Source organism: Blautia liquoris (genome assembly GCF_015159595.1).
Classification (GTDB): domain Bacteria; phylum Bacillota; class Clostridia; order Lachnospirales; family Lachnospiraceae; genus Novisyntrophococcus; species Novisyntrophococcus liquoris.
The window spans coordinates 3394348-3416017 of record NZ_CP063304.1 but is presented as its reverse complement, the minus strand read 5'-3'; the positions used below and the strand labels follow the sequence as shown (position 1 = coordinate 3416017).

General features: G+C 44.1%; 19 protein-coding genes. 18 read left to right on the top strand and 1 reads right to left on the bottom strand.

Translation table 11 applies throughout. The features are described 5' to 3' along the window. Nucleotides 1-20 precede the first annotated feature (20 nt). The 17 genes from INP51_RS15565 (at nt 21) to uraA (ending at nt 19523) form a co-directional block, all read left to right on the top strand. Complete coding sequence (locus tag INP51_RS15565) at nt 21-872, top strand: AraC family transcriptional regulator (protein WP_193735652.1); 852 nt, start codon at nt 21-23, stop codon at nt 870-872. A gap of 191 nt (nt 873-1063) precedes the next feature. Continuing rightward, a complete protein-coding gene (locus INP51_RS15560) occupies nt 1064-2035 on the top strand; it encodes a sugar phosphate isomerase/epimerase family protein (protein ID WP_193735651.1) in 972 nt (323 codons plus the stop codon). Between the two features lie 25 nt (nt 2036-2060). Next, nucleotides 2061-3104, top strand: coding sequence for a Gfo/Idh/MocA family protein (locus INP51_RS15555; RefSeq protein WP_193735650.1), 1044 nt, complete (start codon nt 2061-2063; stop codon nt 3102-3104). A gap of 15 nt (nt 3105-3119) precedes the next feature. Further along, nucleotides 3120-3923 carry a sugar phosphate isomerase/epimerase family protein gene (locus INP51_RS15550; protein ID WP_230406831.1) on the top strand — a complete coding sequence of 268 codons (804 nt, stop codon included), beginning with the start codon at nt 3120-3122 and terminating at the stop codon, nt 3921-3923. Beyond that, complete coding sequence (locus INP51_RS15545; protein WP_193735649.1) at nt 3910-4788, top strand: sugar phosphate isomerase/epimerase family protein; 879 nt, start codon at nt 3910-3912, stop codon at nt 4786-4788. The genes INP51_RS15550 and INP51_RS15545 overlap by 14 nt, the downstream gene beginning before the upstream one ends. A gap of 35 nt (nt 4789-4823) precedes the next feature. Further along, nucleotides 4824-5903 carry a Gfo/Idh/MocA family protein gene (locus tag INP51_RS15540; RefSeq protein WP_193735648.1) on the top strand — a complete coding sequence of 360 codons (1080 nt, stop codon included), beginning with the start codon at nt 4824-4826 and terminating at the stop codon, nt 5901-5903. A gap of 467 nt (nt 5904-6370) precedes the next feature. Then, nucleotides 6371-7369, top strand: coding sequence for an ABC transporter substrate-binding protein (locus tag INP51_RS15535; protein ID WP_193735647.1), 999 nt, complete (start codon nt 6371-6373; stop codon nt 7367-7369). 72 nt (nt 7370-7441) lie between these two features. Next, on the top strand, nt 7442-8323 hold the full coding sequence (locus INP51_RS15530) for an ABC transporter permease (protein WP_193735646.1): 882 nt from the start codon (nt 7442-7444) through the stop codon (nt 8321-8323). Then, on the top strand, nt 8316-9089 hold the full coding sequence (locus INP51_RS15525) for an ABC transporter ATP-binding protein (protein WP_193735645.1): 774 nt from the start codon (nt 8316-8318) through the stop codon (nt 9087-9089). Before INP51_RS15530 ends, INP51_RS15525 begins: the two co-directional genes overlap by 8 nt. A gap of 40 nt (nt 9090-9129) precedes the next feature. Continuing rightward, entirely contained in the window at nt 9130-9648 is a 519-nt protein-coding gene (locus INP51_RS15520; RefSeq protein WP_193737409.1) for a nitroreductase family protein, read from the top strand. 115 nt (nt 9649-9763) lie between these two features. Then, entirely contained in the window at nt 9764-10789 is a 1026-nt protein-coding gene (locus INP51_RS15515) for a CobW family GTP-binding protein (RefSeq protein ID WP_193735644.1), read from the top strand. 74 nt (nt 10790-10863) lie between these two features. Continuing rightward, the gene (locus tag INP51_RS15510) at nt 10864-11829 is read left to right on the top strand and encodes a TIGR03943 family putative permease subunit (protein ID WP_230406830.1); all 966 of its coding nucleotides are present in this window, start codon (nt 10864-10866) and stop codon (nt 11827-11829) included. A gap of 12 nt (nt 11830-11841) precedes the next feature. Further along, nucleotides 11842-12453 (top strand): aminoacyl-tRNA hydrolase, encoded by a 612-nt coding sequence (gene pth, locus INP51_RS15505; protein ID WP_193735643.1) that lies wholly within the window; start codon nt 11842-11844, stop codon nt 12451-12453. Further along, complete coding sequence (mfd, locus tag INP51_RS15500; protein WP_193735642.1) at nt 12450-15800, top strand: transcription-repair coupling factor; 3351 nt, start codon at nt 12450-12452, stop codon at nt 15798-15800. The genes pth and mfd overlap by 4 nt, the downstream gene beginning before the upstream one ends. A 318-nt stretch (nt 15801-16118) precedes the next feature. Then, on the top strand, nt 16119-17324 hold the full coding sequence (locus tag INP51_RS15495) for a peptidylprolyl isomerase (protein ID WP_193735641.1): 1206 nt from the start codon (nt 16119-16121) through the stop codon (nt 17322-17324). Then, on the top strand, nt 17317-18192 hold the full coding sequence (locus INP51_RS15490) for a homocysteine S-methyltransferase family protein (RefSeq protein WP_193735640.1): 876 nt from the start codon (nt 17317-17319) through the stop codon (nt 18190-18192). Before INP51_RS15495 ends, INP51_RS15490 begins: the two co-directional genes overlap by 8 nt. A 77-nt stretch (nt 18193-18269) precedes the next feature. Continuing rightward, nucleotides 18270-19523, top strand: coding sequence for a uracil permease (gene uraA / locus INP51_RS15485; protein WP_193735639.1), 1254 nt, complete (start codon nt 18270-18272; stop codon nt 19521-19523). On the opposite strand, the gene INP51_RS15480 is transcribed toward uraA, so the two are convergent. Beyond that, nucleotides 19507-20541 (bottom strand): threonine aldolase family protein, encoded by a 1035-nt coding sequence (locus tag INP51_RS15480; RefSeq protein WP_193735638.1) that lies wholly within the window; start codon nt 20539-20541, stop codon nt 19507-19509. The genes uraA and INP51_RS15480 overlap by 17 nt on opposite strands. A 355-nt stretch (nt 20542-20896) precedes the next feature. Here INP51_RS15480 and INP51_RS15475 point away from each other — a divergent pair, with 355 nt between their 5' ends. Beyond that, the gene (locus tag INP51_RS15475) at nt 20897-21661 is read left to right on the top strand and encodes a prolipoprotein diacylglyceryl transferase (RefSeq protein ID WP_193735637.1); all 765 of its coding nucleotides are present in this window, start codon (nt 20897-20899) and stop codon (nt 21659-21661) included. The last annotated feature ends 9 nt before the right edge of the window (nt 21662-21670 follow it).

Genomic DNA, 21670 nt, shown 5'->3' with positions numbered 1-21670 from the left:
TTTGATTCGAGGTAAATCATATGCATGAAATCAATCTTTATGAAAAGAAGATTATTCAGGACAAGGACTTTCCTGTACAGATTTTTGAAAATAATATACGAGAAATCCGAACGATTTTCAGTGAACACTGGCATGAACATATTGAGATGCATTATATATTGGATGGCGCTGCAGTATTTCTTTGTAACCATAAACCAGTGTATGGGAAAGCTGGGGATCTGATCGTTATAAACAGCAACGAATTACATACGGGTGTGACGAAGACTCCTGTTTTCGATGCATTAGTGATTATATTTGAACTGGACAAATTCTCGGAGGAGATTGTAAATTACAATATGATCTTTCAGACGCTGATTGAGTCTGATGACAAGATCAAAAGACTGCTTCTGGAGATTCGAAAAGAGGACAGCGAGAAAAAACTTGGATACAAATTGGCAGTCAAGTCTGATATCTATGAACTGCTGACGTATCTGATGCGATATTATGTTGTCGAGAGCATATCGGATAAAGAACATCTGAAGAGAAATCGTGATCTGGACCGCCTGAACACTGTGTTCCAGTATATACAGAAGAACTACACAGAACAGCTGAGTAATCAGGAGCTTGCAAAAGTCGTACATCTAAGTGAATCCAGATTCTGCCATCTGTTTAAGGAGAGTATGGGTCAAAGTCCCTTAAATTATATTAATGAAGTGCGGCTTCAAAAAGCATATCTGCTGCTGCAGCAAAAGGAACTCAATGTTGCAGAGGTTGCTGCGGTTGTGGGGTTTACAGACTACAACAATTTTGGGAGACTTTTTAAGAAAAAATATGGTTTTTCGCCCTCAGAGGTCTGGGAGCGGATTGGGACAATGCATACGACTACAAACTAAGAGAAATAGCAGAATCGTATGGATCTATAGCAAAGGTTTGGTATTAATTTGTCTGCCAATTATATATGATGATACCAAGAGGATCAATAGTTTTGCTTTCATGCCTGCATGAAAAAGCAGGACTTTTGGTCTGCAGGTATCATCATAATTAGTTTTAAGGGAAGCCTGGAAGGGCGAATGGAGGTTTTACGATGAAGTTAGGAGTGTATTCGGTAGTATTGGGGGATATGTCACTGGAGGATGCGTGTGCGTATCTGGAGAACAGCGGCGTACAGATGATTGAGATCGGATGCGGAGGATTCCCGGGAAAGGCTCACTGCGATCCCGAAGTGCTGCTCGCCGATGATCAAAAGCTCAGGGAGTTTGGGGAAATAATTGCAAGGCATCACTTACAGATTAGTGCACTGAGTGCGCACGGCAATCCGGTTCATCCACAGGAGGCAATTGCGAAGGCAGATGATCACGATCTGAAGAATGCAATTTTGCTTGCAGAAAAGCTGCAAGTTCCGGTTGTAAATGCATTTTCCGGGTGTCCGGGCGGAAGCTATAAAGATCAGGAGCCAAACTGGGTGACCTGTGCGTGGCCGGATGACTACCAGAGAATACTTGATTATCAGTGGAATGAGGTGCTGATCCCATATTGGAAGGATACGGCTGCATTTGCCAGGGAACATGGAGTACATAAGATCGGTCTGGAGCTTCATCCGGGATTCTGCGTGTATAACACGAAGACATTATTGAAACTTAGAGAAGCAGTCGGACCGGAGATTGGTGCAAACTTTGATCCCAGTCATCTGGTATGGCAGGGAATGGATCCCTGCACTTGTATCCGGGAACTTGGAAAAGAGGGAGCAATCTTCCACTTCCATGCAAAGGATACAAAGATTGATGTGGCCAATACAAAGCTTAATGGTGTGCTGGACACACTACATTACAGTGATGAGATCAACCGTTCCTGGATCTTCAGGTCCGTAGGATACGGACATGGCGAGGAGTACTGGAAAGATATCATATCAGAGCTTCGCCTGGCAGGTTATGACTATGCAATCAGCATTGAACATGAAGACAGTCTTATGTCCGGAAGAGAGGGACTGCAGAAGGCAATTCAGTGTCTGAAGAACGTACTTATCTTTGAAGACAGAGGAGCCATGTACTGGGCTTGAAAATGAAAAAGGACAGGAAAAAGACATGAAAATAGGTATAATTGGTTTCGGCGGAATGGCTAACTGGCACAGAGAGACAATCTCAGGGATAGACGGACTTGAGATAGCCGGGATCTATGACATCAAAAAAGAAAGAGAAGATTTTGCAGAAGAATGTGGACTGCACGTATATAAGAGCAGAGAAGAACTGCTCGCAGACCCCAAAATAGAGCTGGTATTGGTTGCCACGCCAAATGATTTGCACAAACCAATCGCAATTGATGCGATGAAGGCCAAAAAGAACGTGGTCAGCGAAAAACCAATCACACTTTCTTCCGCAGATCTGCAGGAAATGATTGATGTATCAAGGGAGACGGGAATGTTTCTCACGGTGCATCAAAATAGACGCTGGGACGAAGATTTTCTGACAATCAAGAAGATATATGATGAACATAAGCTGGGCGATGTATTCCGGATTGAATCGAGAGTACATGGCGCGCATGGAATTCCGGGAGACTGGCGTCAGGAAAAAGAACACGGCGGCGGAATGGTTTTGGATTGGGGAGTCCATATGCTGGACCAGATCCTGATGATGATGAAAGGTCAGAAACTGAGTACAGTCTATGCAACATTTACGAATGTGACGAATCAACTGGTCGAGGATGGGTTTACGACGGTGCTCACATTTGAAAGTGGCACCGAAGTTCTGGTTGAGGTCGGCACAAACAATTTTGTATCTTTGCCCAGATGGTATATGCTCGGACAGGATGGAACAGCCGTCATTAGGGACTGGGATCTCTCCGGAGAGATCGTATGTGCTGCCGGTTCTGATGAAAAAGACGTGGTTCCGGTAAGAACAGCGGCGGGTCTTACGAAGACAATGGCTCCCCGCAGAGAAGACACGATCCACAGATATGAACTTCCAGTTGTCAGAAGTGATATTCGTGAGTTTTACAGGAATGTTATGGCTGTGATCCGAGGGGAAGAAGAGTCGAGAATCAAACTTTCAGAAGTGATGCGCGTTATGAAATTGATGGAGAAGATTTTTGAATCGGCGAAATCGAAGCAAATTTTGGATTTTGAAAAATAAACGGGGGGTGTTTCTATGGCAAAATTACCGATTGGATTACAGGTATATTCGGTTCGGGAGCAGGCGCAGGAAAATTTTATTCAAACTATGGAAGAAATAAAAAGGATCGGCTATGACGGAGTAGAACTTGCAGGTTTGTACGGACATACTCCGCAGCAGATTCACGACTGGCTTCATGAAATTGGACTGGAGCCCATCTCGGCCCATGTTCCATACGTTGAACTTAAAGACAACATGGAGAAAACAGTGGCGGACTATGCGGTGGTTGGCTGCACGTATCTTGCGATTCCTCATCTTGGAGAGGGCGAGCGATATGGGACGAAAGCCTATCAAGAGATGCTGGAAAAGATTCCTTCCATTGCGAAAGAGTGCCGGAAATATGATATGACACTGCTTTACCATAACCATGATTTTGAATTTCAGAGGGCATTGAATGGAGAATATGTTCTCGATACACTTTATCAGCAAATCGAGCCAAAAGATCTGCAGACGGAGATTGACACTTGCTGGGTAAAGGCAGCAGGGGAAGATCCTGCAGCCTACGTCAGAAAGTATCAGGGCAGATGCCCGGTGGTACATCTGAAGGATTTTACCGGGAAGAAACCGGTTGAATTTCGGGCAGTGGGTTACGGAATTCAGAATATGCAGGAAATCCTTACAGCGTCTATTGAGTCAGGAGCACAGTGGGTGATCGTGGAACAGGATGGACACACGGAACATTCACCGATAGAAGATGCAAGACTGAGCATAGAATATCTGAAAACATTGAACTGGGATCACAATAACTGCCAGGGGGAAAGTGAATATGAAGGAAATTAAAATCGGAACTTGTGTACCGGGAGTAAAGGCAGCAGATTGGCTGCCACATATGGTGGATCAAGGATTTGAGACATTCCAGATGACGTTCCATATGTCTTTGGAGAATACGGACCTAAAGGAATTGTCCAAGCAGGTAAAAGAGATCATCGGGGACAGAGATATCCCAATCACAGGCATAGGTCTTTACTGCAATCCGATTCAATATGAGGAGCACAAGAAAGCTCTGGAGTATGTCATCGATTCAGCCGAATACTTTGGTGCTTCCAATGTGTATACATTCGCAGGTGCATATGAAGGGAGGCCGGTGGATGAGGCAATCCCCAAATTTGGTGAAGTATTCAGGGAGCTGACAAAGAGAGCAGCGGACAAGAATATCACCATAGGAATTGAAAACTGCCCGATGGGTGGAACCTATGACAAAGCTACCTGCAATATAGGATTCAATCCCAAAGCATGGGAGAAGATGTTTAACGAAGTACCGGAAGAAAACTTCGGACTTGAATGGGAGCCAACACATCAGATGGTACAACTGATTGATCCCATAGCCCAGCTGAAAGAATGGGTGAAAAAAATCGTTCATATCCACGGAAAAGATGCAACGATCGATCATGATGCTATCAGGAAATATGGTATTTTTAATGTCAAAGATTTTGTTTATCACAGAACTCCGGGATACGGAGACTGCAATTGGACGGATATCATATCGATTCTGCAAAAAGGCGGATATGAAGGCGATATTTGTATTGAGGGCTACCACGATCCGGTTTATGGAGGAGACTGGGAGATGACCTCTCAGATTCATGGAATGGAATATCTGAAATGGTGCAGAGGCGGCAGCTTTACACCTGCTCCGTGGATGAAATAGACAAATCATAGAATGAGTGAGACAGGAGAACTGTTATGAGAAAGTTAAAGATTGGGATTGTAGGTTGTGGAGGAATTGCAAACGGAAAACATCTCCCAGCAATTAAAAAGAATGGAAATTTTGAAATTGTTGCTGTGTGTGATCTGATTGTGGAGAGAGCCGAGAAAGCAAAGAAAGAATACGGAACGGAAAAAACCAGAGTTTATACTGATTATATGGAACTGGTAAGGCAAGATGACATTGAGGCAGTTTATTGCCTGACTCCAAACAGAGAGCATAGTCCGATCGCCGTTGCGGCAATGGAAGCAGGAAAGCATGTGATGTGCGAGAAACCTATGGCAAAGACTTATGCGGATGCGAAAAAAATGCTGGATACAGCGAAGAGGACAGGCAAGATTCTGACGATCGGCTACCAGAACAGATATCGTGCCGATTCTGCTTATTTAAAACGAGCGTGTGAGAGTGGAGATCTGGGAGATATCTATTACGCAAAAGCGCATGCGATCCGCAGACGTGCCGTGCCCACATGGGGTGTTTTCCTGAATGAGGAAGAGCAAGGTGGGGGTCCATTAATTGATATCGGAACACATGCCCTTGATCTGACGCTTTGGATGATGGATAACTATGAACCGGAATCAGTCATGGGATCTGTATTCTACAAACTTGGAGATCAAAGAGAGGCAGGAAATGCCTGGGGTGACTGGGATCCTGAAAAATTCACTGTGGAAGATTCAGCCTTTGGTTTTATCAAGATGAAGAATGGTGCAACTATCGTCCTGGAATCCTCCTGGGCACTGAACTCCCTCGATGTGGATGAGGCAAAGACCAGTCTTTGCGGGACCAAAGCAGGTGCGGACATGAAGGACGGACTCAGAATCAATCGTGTTCAGTATAATCACCAGTGCGTGGAAAAGCCAGCACTTGGTGCCGGTGGAGTTGCCTTTTATGATGGAAAAGAAGAGAAGGACTCTGATATTGAACAAAGAGTGTTCTATAATGCGGTAGTAAATGGCGAAGAACTGATTGTAAAACCAGAGCAGGCTATTGTTGTCACTCAGCTCCTGGAAGCCATCTATGAATCAGCAAGAACAGGGAAAGCAGTGTATTTCGGTTAAGGGTATGAAAATCCGGGAATCTGGATTTTGAGAGATATTCAGAAGAAAATCTATTGACAAATCTTCTTTTCTGTAATACTGTATAACTATATAAACGAAACCGTTGAGAAAGACGAGTAGGCTTTAAATGAAATCAAAGAGAGCGGCTGTTGCTGGGAATGCCGTATGGAGGTTATTGCTGAATGGACTTTCGAGGGCAGCCTGAAATCATCAGAGTAGGAGCTGCCGGGAACCAAACCCGTTATCAATGAGGAGCGTATGTTTGTACGCAAAGAGTGGACGATGAGTCAATTTGAGTGGTACCGCGATGATAATAGATAATATTATTGGCGTCTCAGGGATGTGAACCTGGGACGCTTTTTTGCACCAAAAAACAGGTAAAAGAATTGCCGCAGTATCAAGCACAGAAATCAGGAAAAACTAAGGTAAAGTGACAGGAGTCCCATTGTATTAAAAAGGAGATCAATATGAAAAAGAGGATGGCGTTATTTTTAAGTATGACGATGATGGCAGCTGTTTTGACCGGATGTGGTACAGAAGAATCAAAATCACAGTACACGATTGGAATCAGTCAGTTCGCAGAACATGGTTCTCTCGATAACTGCAAAAAAGGCTTTATTGAGGGCTTAAAGGAAGAAGGATTCGAAGAGGGAAAGAACCTTACGATTAAAGTGAAGAACGCAGATGCAGACACATCCATGGCAAATCAGATTGCCTCAAACTTTGTATCAGATAAAGTGGATCTGATCTGTGCAATCGCCACGCCAAGTGCTCAGGCGGCTTATAACGCGGCCATGGATCAGGATATTCCAGTCATCTACACTGCTGTGACAGATCCTGTGGAAGCACAGCTTGCCGACGCTAATCAAAAACCAACAGGGGAAGTCACGGGAACGAGTGATAAGCTTCCGATTGAGGAACAGCTTGCGATGATACGTGACGTCCTTCCGGATGCAAAGACGATCGGAATTCTCTATACGACAAGTGAGGCAAACTCAGTGTCCAGCATCGAGGAGTACGAAAAACTTGCTGAGAAATACGGATTTAAGATAAAAAAATCAGGGGTGACGAATACTTCGGAGATCCAGCTTGCGGCAGCAGATCTTCTCGACGGTGTGGATTGTCTTACGAATTTAACGGATAACACAGTAGTGAGTGCGCTGCCGACAGTGCTTGGAATGGCAAATGAAAAGAACATCCCGGTATTTGGAAGTGAGATTGAACAGGTCAAAAAAGGCTGCGTGGCAGCGGAAGGAATTGAATACGTCGAACTTGGGAAACAGACGGGAAGAATGGCAGCCCAGGTGCTAAAAGGTGATAAGAAGGCATCTGAGATAAAATATGAAACTGTGACAAAAAGCAGCTTATATGTAAATGAAAAAGCAGCAGAAGGCCTTAAGATCACGATTCCTGACACCATGAAAGAACGGGCCGTGGAGTCATTTACAAAGATCAGCGGGAAATAGAGAATACCTGTGGATTGTGGAAACACGAAATATAAAACAAGAGGGGTATCATAATAGGATGGAGGCTAAAGCATGAACTTTCTGATGAGCATCTTAGAACAGGGTCTGATCTATGGGATCATGGCACTGGGAGTTTATATCACGTATAAGATCCTGGATTTTCCGGATCTTGGCGTGGATTCTACGTTTCCGCTGGGAGCGGCAGTGACCGCGGCTCTGATTCGGGGAGGGATGAATCCGTATCTGACCCTGGTTGTCTCTTTTGCCGCCGGGATGGCGGCCGGAGTCTGCACGGGTCTGATTCATGTGAAACTTAAAGTACGCGATCTCTTATCCGGAATTATTGTGATGACTGGACTCTACAACATCAATTTGTTTATCGCCGGAACGAACAATGTGCCGTTGTTTTCGGAAGAGACCATCTTTAAGAATCATTTTACGGATTCAATCTTTCAGGGGAAAGCACCGAGATGGTGGAATATTGCAGTGATTTTAGTGATTGTACTCATCTGCAAGATTCTGCTGGATATCTATATGAAGACGCAGTCAGGGTATCTTCTGCGGGCGGTGGGAGATAACGATGTGATTGTGACGTCTCTTGCCAAGGACAAGGGAAATATAAAGATTCTTGGTCTTGCTATCTCGAATGGTCTCGTGTCTTTAAGTGGATGTGTCTTCGCACAACAGTCGAGGGTATTTGACATTTCCATGGGAACCGGTTCTCTGGTAATTGGCCTTGCAAGTGTCATCATCGGCATTAGTTTCTTCAAGAAAGCGTCATTTATGAAGACAACTACAGCGGTGGTGATCGGCTCGATCATCTACAAGGCTTGTGTGGCACTTGCTCTTAAAGTGGCGGGAGACAAGGCTACAAAGCTGATCACGGCACTTTTGTTCCTCGTGATTCTGGTTATCGGCATGGACCGAAAGAAGAAGGTGAAAGTGAATGCTTGAATTACAACATATTCATAAATATTATAATCCTGGAACCATCAACGAGATGTGCCTGTTTGAGGACTTCAATATAACCGTGGAAGACGGACAGTTTGTATCCGTGGTGGGCAGCAATGGATCAGGCAAGACCTCTCTTTTGAATCTGATCTGCGGAAGTATCGGTCTTGATTCCGGAAGAGTGCTGATCGACGGGAAGAATATCACGAATGATAAAGAATATAAGCGAAATCAATATATCGGAAGAGTGTTCCAGAATCCGGCGATGGGAACATGTCCAAACATGACAATTGCCGAGAATATGTCTCTGGCTGACAATAAAGGGAAGTTTTATGGGCTTCGTGCCGGGAAGAAAAAAGACCGGATGGACTATTACAGGGACAGTCTGAAGAAACTGAGTCTGGGGCTGGAAGATAAAATGGATGTGAAAGTCGGAGTACTCTCAGGCGGGCAGCGGCAGGCGATGGCCCTTCTGATGTCTACGCTGACGCCGATTCGTTTTTTGATTCTGGATGAGCACACAGCGGCTTTGGATCCAAAAACTGCTGAGCTTATCATGCAGCTGACGGATAAAATTGTAAAAGAGAAAAAGCTTACAACCATCATGGTTACACATAATCTTCGTTATGCCGTAGACTATGGAAACCGGCTTGTGATGATGCACCAGGGCAGGGCGGTTATGGATTATGCCGGAGATGAAAAAGATAAGATAGAGATCGACCGGATTCTGGATAAATTTAATGAGATCAGTATTGAATGTGGAAATTGAGACATGTATACTTATAGGTAGGAAAGAGAGGTAAAAGATGATGAATGAAACATTACAGACATTATTAAACCGCAGGAGTATCCGCTCTTATAAGGGAGAACAAGTTTCAAGAGATGATCTGAATCAGATCTTAAAGGCTGGCACGTATGCTGCATCCGGTTCAGGAAAACAATCCGCAGTCATGGTGGTTGTTCAGGATCCAGAGATTATTGCGAAGATGTCGAAGATGAACGCAAAAGTGATGGGCGTTACTTCGGATCCCTTTTATGGAGCACCAACCGTCATAGTTGTTTTTGCTGATAAGAATGTCAGTACAGCCGTGGAAGATGGAAGCCTGGTTATCGGAAACCTTATGAATGCCGCATATTCTATCGGAGTTTCTTCCTGCTGGATTCATCGCGCAAGAGAAGTCTTTGAATCTGAGGAAGGCAAAAAGATGATGAAAGGCTGGGGACTGGATACTGAAAAATATATTGGTGTCGGAAACTGTCTGTTAGGCTACTCGGATCAGGAACCGACAGCTGCTCCCAGAAAAGAGAATTATATTATTCGCGTATAATGGTTTACAGTTTTTAGAATTGGATGTATAATGGTTTACGTAAATGGGGCGGAAGTCAATCTTTCGCCCCTTAAAACACTGTTAACCTCTTTTTATTGAAAGGATATTTTAGGCGATGACTAAAATTGATATAATATCCGGCTTTTTGGGAGCCGGAAAGACGACACTCATCAAAAATCTTCTGTCAAATGCTTTAAAAGGACAGCAGGTAGTATTGATTGAAAATGAATTCGGAGAGATTGGCATAGACGGAGGATTCTTAAAAGAAGCCGGGATTGAGATTCGGGAAATGAATTCGGGATGTATCTGCTGCTCTCTGGTCGGAGACTTCGGAACAGCTCTCACGGAGGTAATTGAAAAATACCACCCAGATCGTATCATCATTGAACCCTCAGGTGTGGGCAAGCTTTCAGATGTAATTCATGCCGTAGAAGGATTAGAGATGGATTCTGAAGTTGCTTTAAACAGTGCAACCACTATTGTGGACGTCACGAAATGCAAGATGTATCTGAGAAACTTTGGAGAGTTTTTTAGAAACCAGGTGGAAGCAGCGGGAACTATCATATTAAGTCGTACAGATACAAAGAAAGCCACGGAAGAAAAAGTGGAGACGGCAGTGAAACTAATCCGTGAATTGAATCCAGATGCGACCATTATCACAACACCAGTAGGCGAACTGGATGGGGAGAAACTCCTCGATACAATAGAGGGAGTCAAGATTGATCTCTCGCATGTGGAGGAAGAGGATCACTGCTGTGACCATGACCATCACGATCATGAACATCATCATGAGCACTGCGAGCATGATCATAGTGAGGACGGCTGCGGCTGCCATGACCATCATCACCATCATCATGATGCAGATGAAGTTTTCACCAGCTGGGGACGCGAAACAATTAAAAAATACGACAAAGATGAGCTCCAAACAATCCTGAACCGCCTTTGTGAGGAAGATTGTTTTGGAACGGTTCTTCGTGCTAAAGGAATGGTAGAGGGGAAAGACGGAACGTGGATCTATTTTGATATGGTGCCGGGTGAAACGGATGTCAGAGACGGGGATCCGGAATATACAGGAAGAATCTGTGTAATTGGCGCTGAACTTGCAGAGGATAAACTGCAGGAAGCTTTCGGTCTTGATTAAGTACCGCGATACAGTTACCATAAACAAAACTTACTATGGGGACAAAACTTTTTGTCCTTTTTATGAGGTGAACAATGGCAGAAGAATTAATAGAAGAAATAGATATTCCAATTTACTTGATTACGGGATTTCTGGAAAGTGGAAAGACTTCATTTATAGATTTTACTGTTCAGCAGGAATATTTTCAGATTGAAGAGCCGACACTTCTGATTGCCTGCGAGGAAGGTGAAGAAGAGTATGACGAGGATATGCTTAAGAGACATAATACAATTCTGGAAATTGTAAAAGAACCGGAGGATTTTACTCTGGAGATGTTAGAGGCCTATCAAAAAAAATACCATCCGGACCGAATTATCTTAGAGTATAATCCGCTTTGGAGTGTGAAAAGATTAGAAGAGATGAATCTTCCAAAAGGCTGGGGAATTGTTCAGCAGATCGTGACAGTTGACGGAGGCAGTTTCCAGATCTATATGAACAATATGAAGTCTATCTTTATGGAAATGTCAAAGAATGCAGATATGGTCATGTTCAACCGATGCAGTTCTGATCTCCCCCTTGCGAATTTCAGGAGAAGTATCAAAGTTGTGAATCCTGCGGCTGAGATTTTGTTTGAAGATGAAGAAGGGGAACTGACGGATATTTTCGAGGATTCCGTACCGTATGATTTGAATGCAGATCCGGTCGTGATTGACGATGTGGATTATGGGATCTTCTATGTGGATATCGGTGACCATCCCGAGCGCTATGAGGGGAAAATGGTAACGTTTAAGGGAATTGTACTCAAGAGTCGAGATGTCGGAGCAGATTATTTCGTGCCGGGTCGAATGGCCATGACTTGCTGTGCGGAGGATACGCAGTTTATCGGATACGTATGTAAAAATAAAGACGCAAGAAAATTAGTTATGGGACAGTGGGTGACAGTGACTGCAAAGATTTCCATAGAGTATATGGATGTCTATGGAGAAGAGGGTCCCGTTCTGTATGCACAGGAGATACATCCTTGCAAGCCGCCGCAGTCAGAACTCGTATATTTTAGTTAACAGGAGAGTAGTATGTATATTATAGCAGGACTGGGGAATCCTTCAAAGCAATATGAAGGCACCAGGCATAATGTTGGTTTTGACACCATTGATTATCTTGCCGAAAAGTATCAGATACCGTCATCGGGCCTTAAACATAAGGCGCTCTATGGAAAGGGTGTAATTGCCGGCAAAAAGGTTCTGCTGGTGAAACCCATGACGTATATGAACCTGAGTGGTGAGTCTGTGGCGGAACTCGTAAGTTATTATAAGGCGAACCCCGATGATGAATTGATTGTCATTTATGACGATATTAATCTTGAACCAGGTTCAATTCGTATCAGAAAGAAGGGAAGCGCAGGCGGCCACAATGGTATTAAAAGTATCATTGGTTGTACAGGAACGCAGAATTTTAAGCGGATTCGAATCGGTGTCGGCGAGAAACCAAAGGGCTGGGATCTTGCCGATTTCGTCCTCGGCAGGTTTTCAAAAGAGGATCGTAAACTCGTGGATGAGGCTATAGAACATGCGGCAGATGCGCTTAAGATGATACTGCAGGACGATATCAACGGAGCGATGAATCAATATAACAGAAAGATGCCCGATCCCCATAAAGATGACGCAGAAGGGAATTTTGTCATATGAAGGCATTGATGCAGCCTCTGGAAGACGTTGCGGGCTTTTCGGAGCTGAAACAGAGTTTGAAAAAATCCCGGGGTCTTTTTGTCATAAGCGGCTGTCTGGAATCACAGAAGCCACATATGATTGCGGGATTGTCAGACGATGTGCCTTGTCGCCTGATTGTAGCGGAAAACGATCTGAAGGCCAGAGAATTATATGAGGATTATCAGCTGTATGATCCGGACACCCTGATTTATCCGGCTAAAGATCTGATCTTTTATCAGTCGGACGTTCAGGGAAATCTTTTGACAAGACAGAGAATGCTGGCTGTCAAGGCAATACTTGAGCGGAAGGAAGTTACCATCATTACCAGTACAGGGGGATGTATGGACTACCTTCTGCCTCTTCGCATACTCAAAAAACATATCCTTCATCTGAAGAATGATTCAACCGTGGATCTTGCCAGATTTGAAAAAGAACTTGCCAAGATTGGGTACGAAAGGTGTGCACAGGTGGAAGGGCCGGGTCAGTTTTCAGTTCGCGGGGGAATTATCGATATTTTTCCATTGACGGAGGATGACCCGTATCGGATCGAACTCTGGGGTGACGAAATTGATTCCATTCGAAGTTTTGATGCGGAAAGTCAGCGTTCTATTGAAAATCTGGATGCAATCACGATCTATCCTGCCGCGGAGATGCTTTTGAATGCTGACGATCCAAAAAAAGACATGGTGGATACGTTTTTTGATTATCTGCCAGATGGATCTGTGATATTTATTGATGAGCCAAACCGGATTCTCGAGAGTGCAAAGGCACTATCCGATGAATTCTGTGAGGCGATGAAACAGAGAATGGAAAAAGGGCTGGTGACGGCAAAGGAAATACCTGAACTTCACACGCCGGAACAACTTGCATATGAGCTGAATCGCAGAAACAGTGTGGCTTTAAGCCTGATGGAACCCAGAAAACAAGATTGGGAAATCAGGGGCACCTTTGCTGTCACGGTGAAATCGGTCAATGCATACAATAACCAGTTTCCACTTTTAGTAAAAGATCTGGCCGCTTGGAAAAAGTCCGGATATCGTATGATTCTCTTATCCCCATCCAAATCACGTGCAGGAAGACTTGCAGATGAGATACAAAATGAAGGAATTCCGGCATTTTTCAGCGAAGATGAGAACCGGATTCTAAATGCCGGAGAAGTTATGGTGATCCATGGAAATGCCCGAAAGGGATTTGAATTTCCGCTGCAGAAGTTTGTATTGATCACCGAAACGGACATATTCGGAAAAGAAATCAGGAAGCATAGAAAGAAGAAACAGTATAACGGGAAAAGTATTCAGAACTTTTCAGAGCTTTCTGTAGGTGATTATGTAGTTCACGAGAACCATGGGCTTGGAATTTATTGCGGAATTGAAAAAGTTGAAGTCGATCATATCATCAAAGATTATATGAAGATCGAGTATTCCGGCGGAAGTTATCTGTACATTCAGGCAACTCAGTTAGATGCACTACAGAAGTATGCCGGTTCTGGGGTAAGGGCACCCAGACTGAACAAGCTTGGCGGGCAGGAATGGAATAAAACAAAGAGCAAGGTTCGCGGGGCCGTAAAAGATATTGCAAAAGATCTGGTTGCTCTGTATGCGGTCCGTCAGGAGACAAATGGGTATGCTTTCAGCGGAGACAGTATCTGGCAGAGGGAATTCGAAGAGATGTTTCCTTTTGAAGAGACTGAGGACCAGTTGACTGCAATTGATGCAGTCAAGCAGGATATGGAGAGCAGCAAAATCATGGATCGTCTGATTTGCGGAGATGTGGGCTATGGGAAGACAGAGATCGCAATAAGAGCGGCGTTTAAGGCGGTACAAGACAGTAAACAGGTTGTATTCCTTGTTCCGACTACAATTCTTGCACAACAGCACTACAATACATTTACCCAGAGAATGAAGGATTTCCCGGTTCGGGTTGACTTGTTGTGCAGGTTTCGCACACCGGCAGAGCAGAGAAGGACACTTCAGGATCTGAAAAAGGGCCAGGTTGATATTCTGATCGGCACACACAGGGTACTGTCGAAAGATATCAAGTTTAAGAATTTGGGCCTTCTGATTGTTGACGAGGAACAGCGTTTCGGTGTAACCCATAAGGAAAAAATCAAGAATCTGAAAAAAGACGTGGATGTTTTGACACTGACAGCAACGCCAATCCCAAGGACGCTGCATATGAGCCTGATCGGGATCCGCGACATGAGTGTGCTTGAGGAGCCCCCACTTGATCGGGTTCCTATACAGACCTACGTGATGGAGTTTAATGAAGAGATGGTTCGCGAAGCAATCAGCCGTGAGATGGCTCGCGGCGGACAAGTTTACTATGTTTATAACCGTGTAAATGATATCGTAGAGGTGACGAATCGCATTGCTGCGCTGGTGCCGGAGGCAAATGTTGGGTTCGCTCACGGACAGATGAAAGAACGTGAACTGGAAAAGATCATGTATGGATTTATCAACGGTGAAATTGATGTCTTGGTGACTACTACTATTATCGAAACAGGACTTGATATTTCCAACGTAAATACGATGATTATACAGGATGCAGATAAGATGGGGCTTTCCCAGCTTTATCAGCTCCGCGGTCGTGTGGGGCGTTCCAACCGTACAGCATATGCGTTCCTCATGTATAAGAGAGACAAGATGCTAAAAGAAGTAGCTGAGAAAAGACTTCACGCAATCCGTGAATTTACAGAACTTGGAAGCGGATTCAAGATTGCCATGCGAGATCTTGAGATTCGGGGTGCCGGGAATCTTCTGGGTGCCGAACAGCATGGGCATATGGAGGCAGTAGGATATGATCTTTACTGTAAGATGCTCAGTGAGGCTGTAAAAGAAGCCAAAGGAATTCCTCAGCAGGAAGATTTTGAGACAACGGTAGATGTGGAACTCGATGCATATATTCCTGTTACCTACATTACGAACGAATATCAGAAATTAGATATTTATAAGCGGATTGCCGGTATTGAAAATGATGAAGAATATGAGGAAATGCTGGAAGAGCTGGTTGACCGGTTTGGAGACCCGCCAAAGTCAGTACTGAACCTTCTGGCAGTAGCGAGACTCAAAGCGATGGCTCATCAGGCTGATATTGTGGAAATCAAACAAATGGGTAATGCGGTGAAACTGACAATGCACGAAAGAGCACGTCTGAATCCGCAGATGATCCCCAATATACTAAAAGAATTCCAAGGGCAGTTAACATTTAAAATCGGAAGCAGACCATATTTTTTGCTGGAGCCTGCCCTTAAAAAAAACAGAGAAAAAGAATTTGCCTTGAATGAGAGCCAAAATGTTGTAAAAATCTTAAAAAAATGTTGCTCTTAATCGAAAAACCAGATATAATGTGATACTAGGGTTGAAAACTTATGCTTTTTCATGCTAGCATGAAAAAAAGCATAAGCTTGAAACCCAAACAAACATGAGAATGTAGTCCGAAAGGACGGAATTCGAATGCTTGTAGGATTACGAGAGCGCTAAAGCGCGGAGCAATCCGTAGTATCACAAAAGGCGCGAGAGGCCACAGGGAAATCCGTGTTCTTTTTCATGCTAGCATGAAAAAGGCATAATTATATAAAGCAAACAAACATGAGAATCTAGTCCGAAGGGACAAACTTGAATAGATTAAATATATGGAGGAAAATTATGAAAAATTTATCTGCTAAGCTGGCATGTGGCTTATTGGCGATTTCTCTTTTTACGTCATCTTTATCCGGATGCGGGAAAACGACCGGACTGGACGGTACACAAAAAGCATTTGAGATAGATGGTGAATCTGTAAATCTAGGTACGGCTAATTTTCTTCTGCGGTTTCAGCAGGGCACGATGATGAGCTACTATTCTATGTTCGGACAGAGCGCAGGTACGAGTGCGATCTTCAGCTCAAAGACCAAAAACGGCACCTACGGCGAGGAATTTAAGAAGGATGTACTTGACAGTATTGAGAAGATGTATCTGTTAAGGGCGAAGGCAGATGATTATCAGGTTTCCTTAAGTGACGATGATATGAAAAAAGCGGACGATGCAGCCGCCTCTTTCATGAAGGCAAATAACAAAGACGTGCAGAAAAAACTGGGTGTAACTAAGAAAGATGTCTCAGAGGCACTCCAGTTGTATACATATCAGAGTAAGGTCTCAAACAAGATTTTAGATGGGATTGAGGTAGAGGTGAGCGATGACGAAGCGGCTCAGACAAGCATTACTTTTGTGAAAGTGTCTGCGGACGGAACGAAAAAAGATAAAGACGGCAAGACAATTGCCCTGACCAAAAAGGAAAAAGAAAAGAAAAAAGAGCAGGCGCAGCAGATACTTGACAAAATTAATACAAGCGGGGATCCTGTAAATGCTGATATGGATGCACTGGCAAAAGAAGTTGATAAAGACTTGTCGGCTGCACAGAACAATTATGGAAAAGATGACAAGGAAACCACAGTAGACGAAGCACTTCAAAAAGCTGCTGAAAAGCTGCAGGATGGTCAGGTAAATCCGGAGGTCATAGAAGGAAAAGACGGTGCATATTATGTTCTCCGTCTGGACAAGACGTTCGATCAGGAAAAGACAGAAGCGAAAAAACAATTGATGATCAATGACAAAAAACAGGAGAAGTATAAAAAGCTGTTGGATGATTGGTTAAAAAAGGCCGATACCAAAACGACCAAGTACTGGGATAAACTGAGGGTGACGGATAAGGATGTCTATACCTTTAAACAACCCAAGCAGCAGGAACAACCAACAGCACCTTCTACAGACAGCAGCAGTACCAACAGTTCAAGCTCTTCCACGAGCAGCAAGAGTACAAGTGCTGAACAGTCATCTGATGAAAATACTTCAGGAGAAAAGACGAATGAATAAACAAGAATTCAAAGAACTGGCTGGATCCGGCATCGTTATTCTGGACGGAGCGACCGGTACGAATATGACAAAAGCCGGGATGCCAAAGGGGATCAGTACTGAATTCTGGATTTTGGAACATGCAGATGTGCTTAAAGATCTGCAGAAAGAATACATAAAGGCCGGTTCACAGATTGTCTATGCACCGACGTTTTCCGCGAACAGGATCAGTCTTCGCAATTTCCATATGGAAACGCGTGTTGAGGAGTTAAACACTCGTCTTGTTGAGATTTCCAAAGAGGCAGTGCAGGGAAACGCTTATATAGCCGGTGATCTGACTACCACAGGCAAAAGACTTGAGCCAAATGGCGAACTTACGTATGAAGAACTTTTGGATGCCTATAAAGAACAGATTACTGCACTCGCGAACGCTGGAGCGGATCTTCTCGTTGCAGAAACAATGCTTGCTGTGGATGAGATGATGGCAGCACTTGATGCAGCCTCCAGTGTCTGTGATCTTCCTATGATGTGTTCCATGACCGTGGAAGCGGATGGTACCGGGTTCTTCGGAGGAAGTGCCTTAGAAGCCATGGAAACACTTCAGGAGATGGATGCGGCGGCGGTTGGCATCAACTGTTCTCTTGGTCCGGATCAGCTGGAATCCGTGGTTTCAGCGATGAGTAAAAGAGCAAAGATTCCCGTTATCGCAAAGCCAAATGCAGGGAATCCTCTGATCAATGATAAAGGAGAAGCCATTTACAACATGGAAGCTTTCGAATTCGCCCGACATATGAAGACACTCGCAGACGCGGGTGCCAGTGTGATTGGCGGATGTTGTGGAACGGATCCGGAATATATCCGGCAGATTGTTGAAGTATTAAAAGTTTAATATTGTTAAAACAGGGATGTTTGATAAAAAATCAAACGCCCTTTTTTAAAGCATAAATCAAGGAGGACATAAGAAAAATGGAAAAGAAGGTAATACAAGTTGAGGAGAAGGTGCCCGCAAAGATGCTGATTCCTCTTAGCATTCAACATATGTTTGCCATGTTCGGAGCATCGGTGCTGGTGCCCTTTGTGCTGGGAATCAATCCTGCCATTGTGCTTTTTATGAATGGAATCGGAACGTTGCTCTTTATTCTGATAACGAAAGGCAAATCTCCTGCATATCTGGGATCAAGCTTCGCCTTTCTTGCACCTGCCGGCATTGTCATTGCCAAATACGGTTTTGAATATGCACAGGGCGGTTTTGTCGTTGTCGGTATCTGCGGATGTATTCTTGCGTTCATCATCTATAAGTTTGGGACAGACTGGATTGATATTGTGCTGCCTCCAGCCGCCATGGGACCTGTGGTAGCGTTAATCGGACTGGAGCTTGCAGGAAATGCTGCCGAGAATGCCGGACTTGTAAACGTTGATAAAGTAGATATGAGAAATGTAATTGTATTTTTGGTAACCCTGGGAGTTGCAGTGTTTGGACAGCTACTGTTTCGTGGCTTTTTATCTGTAATTCCGATATTGGTCGCAATCATCTGCGGATATGTAACAGCAGCAATTTGCGGGATCCTGAATTTCAGCGAGGTGGTGAAGGCTCCGTGGTTTGCATTGCCACATTTTCAACTTGCAAAGTTCAATTTGGGCGCTATTATCACAATTTTGCCGGTTCTGTTGGTGGTAACCTCTGAACATATTGGACATCAGGTTGTAACCGGTAAGATTGTAGGGAGGGATCTGATCAAGGATCCAGGTCTCCATAAAACACTGTTTAGTGATTATTTTTCAACAGCACTATCCGGACTGATTGGCTCGGTTCCCACGACAACTTATGGGGAGAATATTGGAGTTATGGCTGTCACAAAGGTTTACAGTGTGCAGGTCATCGGGGGAGCGGCAATCTGTTCCATCATCGTATCCTTATGCGGTAAGATGTCTACACTGATCAGCACAATACCAGGTCCAGTCATCGGAGGAATCTCGATCTTGCTCTATGGCATGATCGGAACTTCGGGGCTTCGTATTTTGGTGGACTCTCAAGTTGACTATGGAATCAACAGAAATCTGATTTTGACATCTGTGATCTTTGTTATCGGACTTTCGGGAATCTCTGTCAATATCGGAAGCGTCTCACTGACCGGAATGATATTGGCATGTGTGGTCGGCATGCTGCTGTCACTGACATTCTATGTTCTTGACAAGCTGCATCTTACAAATGATCAATAAGGTTCTCTACGGCTTCGGGCCTTGTCGCCCAGCTGGTGCAGATTCGAATTGCAGTATGGTCATCGTCCACTTTGCTCCATGTGGAAAATGAGAATGATTTTGACAGCTTATCCACAATGTTATCTGGAAGAATTGGATATTGCTGGTTTGTAAAGGAGTCAAAAAGAAGCCGATAGCCTTTCTTAAGGAAGGCTTCTTTTAGTTTTATGGCTAATTCTATGGCATGATTGGAGATCTCAAAATAAAGGCTGTCCTCTCCTCCCGCCAGAAGTGTTTCAAACTGAATACCCAGAAGACGTCCTTTTGCCAGCATCCCTCCCCGCTGTTTGATCATATATCGGAAATTGGGTTTTAGAGTCGGGCTTGTGATTACGACAGCCTCACCGAATAGTGCACCTACCTTTGTACCGCCGATATAAAAGACATCACAAAGACTGGCGAGATCTTCCATAGTCAGATCATTTTTCGGGGACGCAAGAGCATAACCCAGACGAGCACCGTCCAGAAATAGCGGCAGACTGCATTTTCTGCAGATATCGGAGATGCTTTGCAGCTCTTCTTTTGAATATATCGTTCCGTTCTCCGTGGATTGGGAGATGTATACCATTCCCGGCTGTACGATATGCTCATGTTCACTGTCATGATAGTGGATGTCATAGGCTTTGCGAATCTGTGCAGCTGTGATCTTACCGTCCGTACTCTCGAGCGGAAGTACTTTGTGACCGGCGGCTTCAATGGCTCCGGTTTCGTGTACATTGATATGGCCAGTTACAGCACAGAGTACACCCTGATAAGGACGAAGAATAGAAGCAATCACCGTGGTATTTGCCTGGGTTCCCCCCACGAGAAAGTGCACGTCTGCATCCGGAGATTTGCATAAGTCCCGGATGATTGCACGGGCATGTTCGCAGTGCGGGTCCAAGCCGTAACCGGAAGTCTGTTCGTCATTCGTTTCTGTCAGTTTCTCTAAGATGGCCGGATGACAGCCCTCCGTATAGTCACATTCAAAATGTATCATCTGTTTCTTCCTTTCTTCTCATGTTTTGCGGGTCGCAAAGTTATGCTTTTTCATGCAAGCATGAAACGCATAACTTTTTAATATCTATGATACACGGATTGTTACGCACTTCGTGCTCGCACAATCCTAAAAACATTCGAATTCCGCCCTAATCGGGCTACATTCTCATGTTTTGCGGGTCCCAAGGTCATGCTTTTTCATGCAAGCATGAAACGCAGGACCTTTTGACCCTGGTATCATCATATTTTATCATATCTGAAATCTAAAAGAAAGTGGCTTAAGGATTGTCTTTTTTTGAAATGTGGGATATAATTAGGACAGTTTCACTTATTAACGAAGACCAGAGGAGACATCTATGTATAATGATTTATTTTCCGTTGGACCATTCACCGTTCACACATATGGTCTGATGATAGCACTTGGAATTATCGCAGCTTATGCGACTGCTGAGAGGCGGGCGAAAAAGAAAGGACTGGATTCTGAGAAGATTATAGACCTTGTGATTTGGTGTGTGATTTTTGGATTCCTCGGCTCTAAGATTTTGTATTGGATTACGATACTGCCGCAGATTATCAGAGAACCCAGGATTATGATAGAAAGCTTTGGTGAAGGCTGGGTGATCTATGGAGGTATCCTTGGAGGCATCTTAGGGGCTTATCTGTTCTGCAGAAGGAATAAACTGGATACCTGGAAGTATTTTGACCTTGCAATTCCAAGTGTTGCACTGGCGCAGGCGATTGGAAGACTTGGATGTTTCTTTGCAGGCTGCTGCTATGGAATTGAAACGAAATCGAAGTTCGGAATTACATTTAGCCATTCGGATTTTGCACCGAACGGAGTAAGACTTGTTCCAACGGAGTTGATGTCAAGTGCTTTTGATTTCCTGCTGTTTTTAGCACTGCTTGGTGTTGATAAAAAGAAGAAAGCAGATGGGCAGGTTACTGCAGCATATCTGATTCTATACAGTGTGGGAAGGTTTATCATCGAATTCTACAGAGGTGATCTAATCAGAGGAACCGTCGGACCGCTTTCGACTTCACAGTTTATCTCGATCTTCATCTTCATTGTTGGTGTAATTATGTTTGTGGCCAGAGGGAAGAAACAAAACCTAAATAATTGAAAACATTAA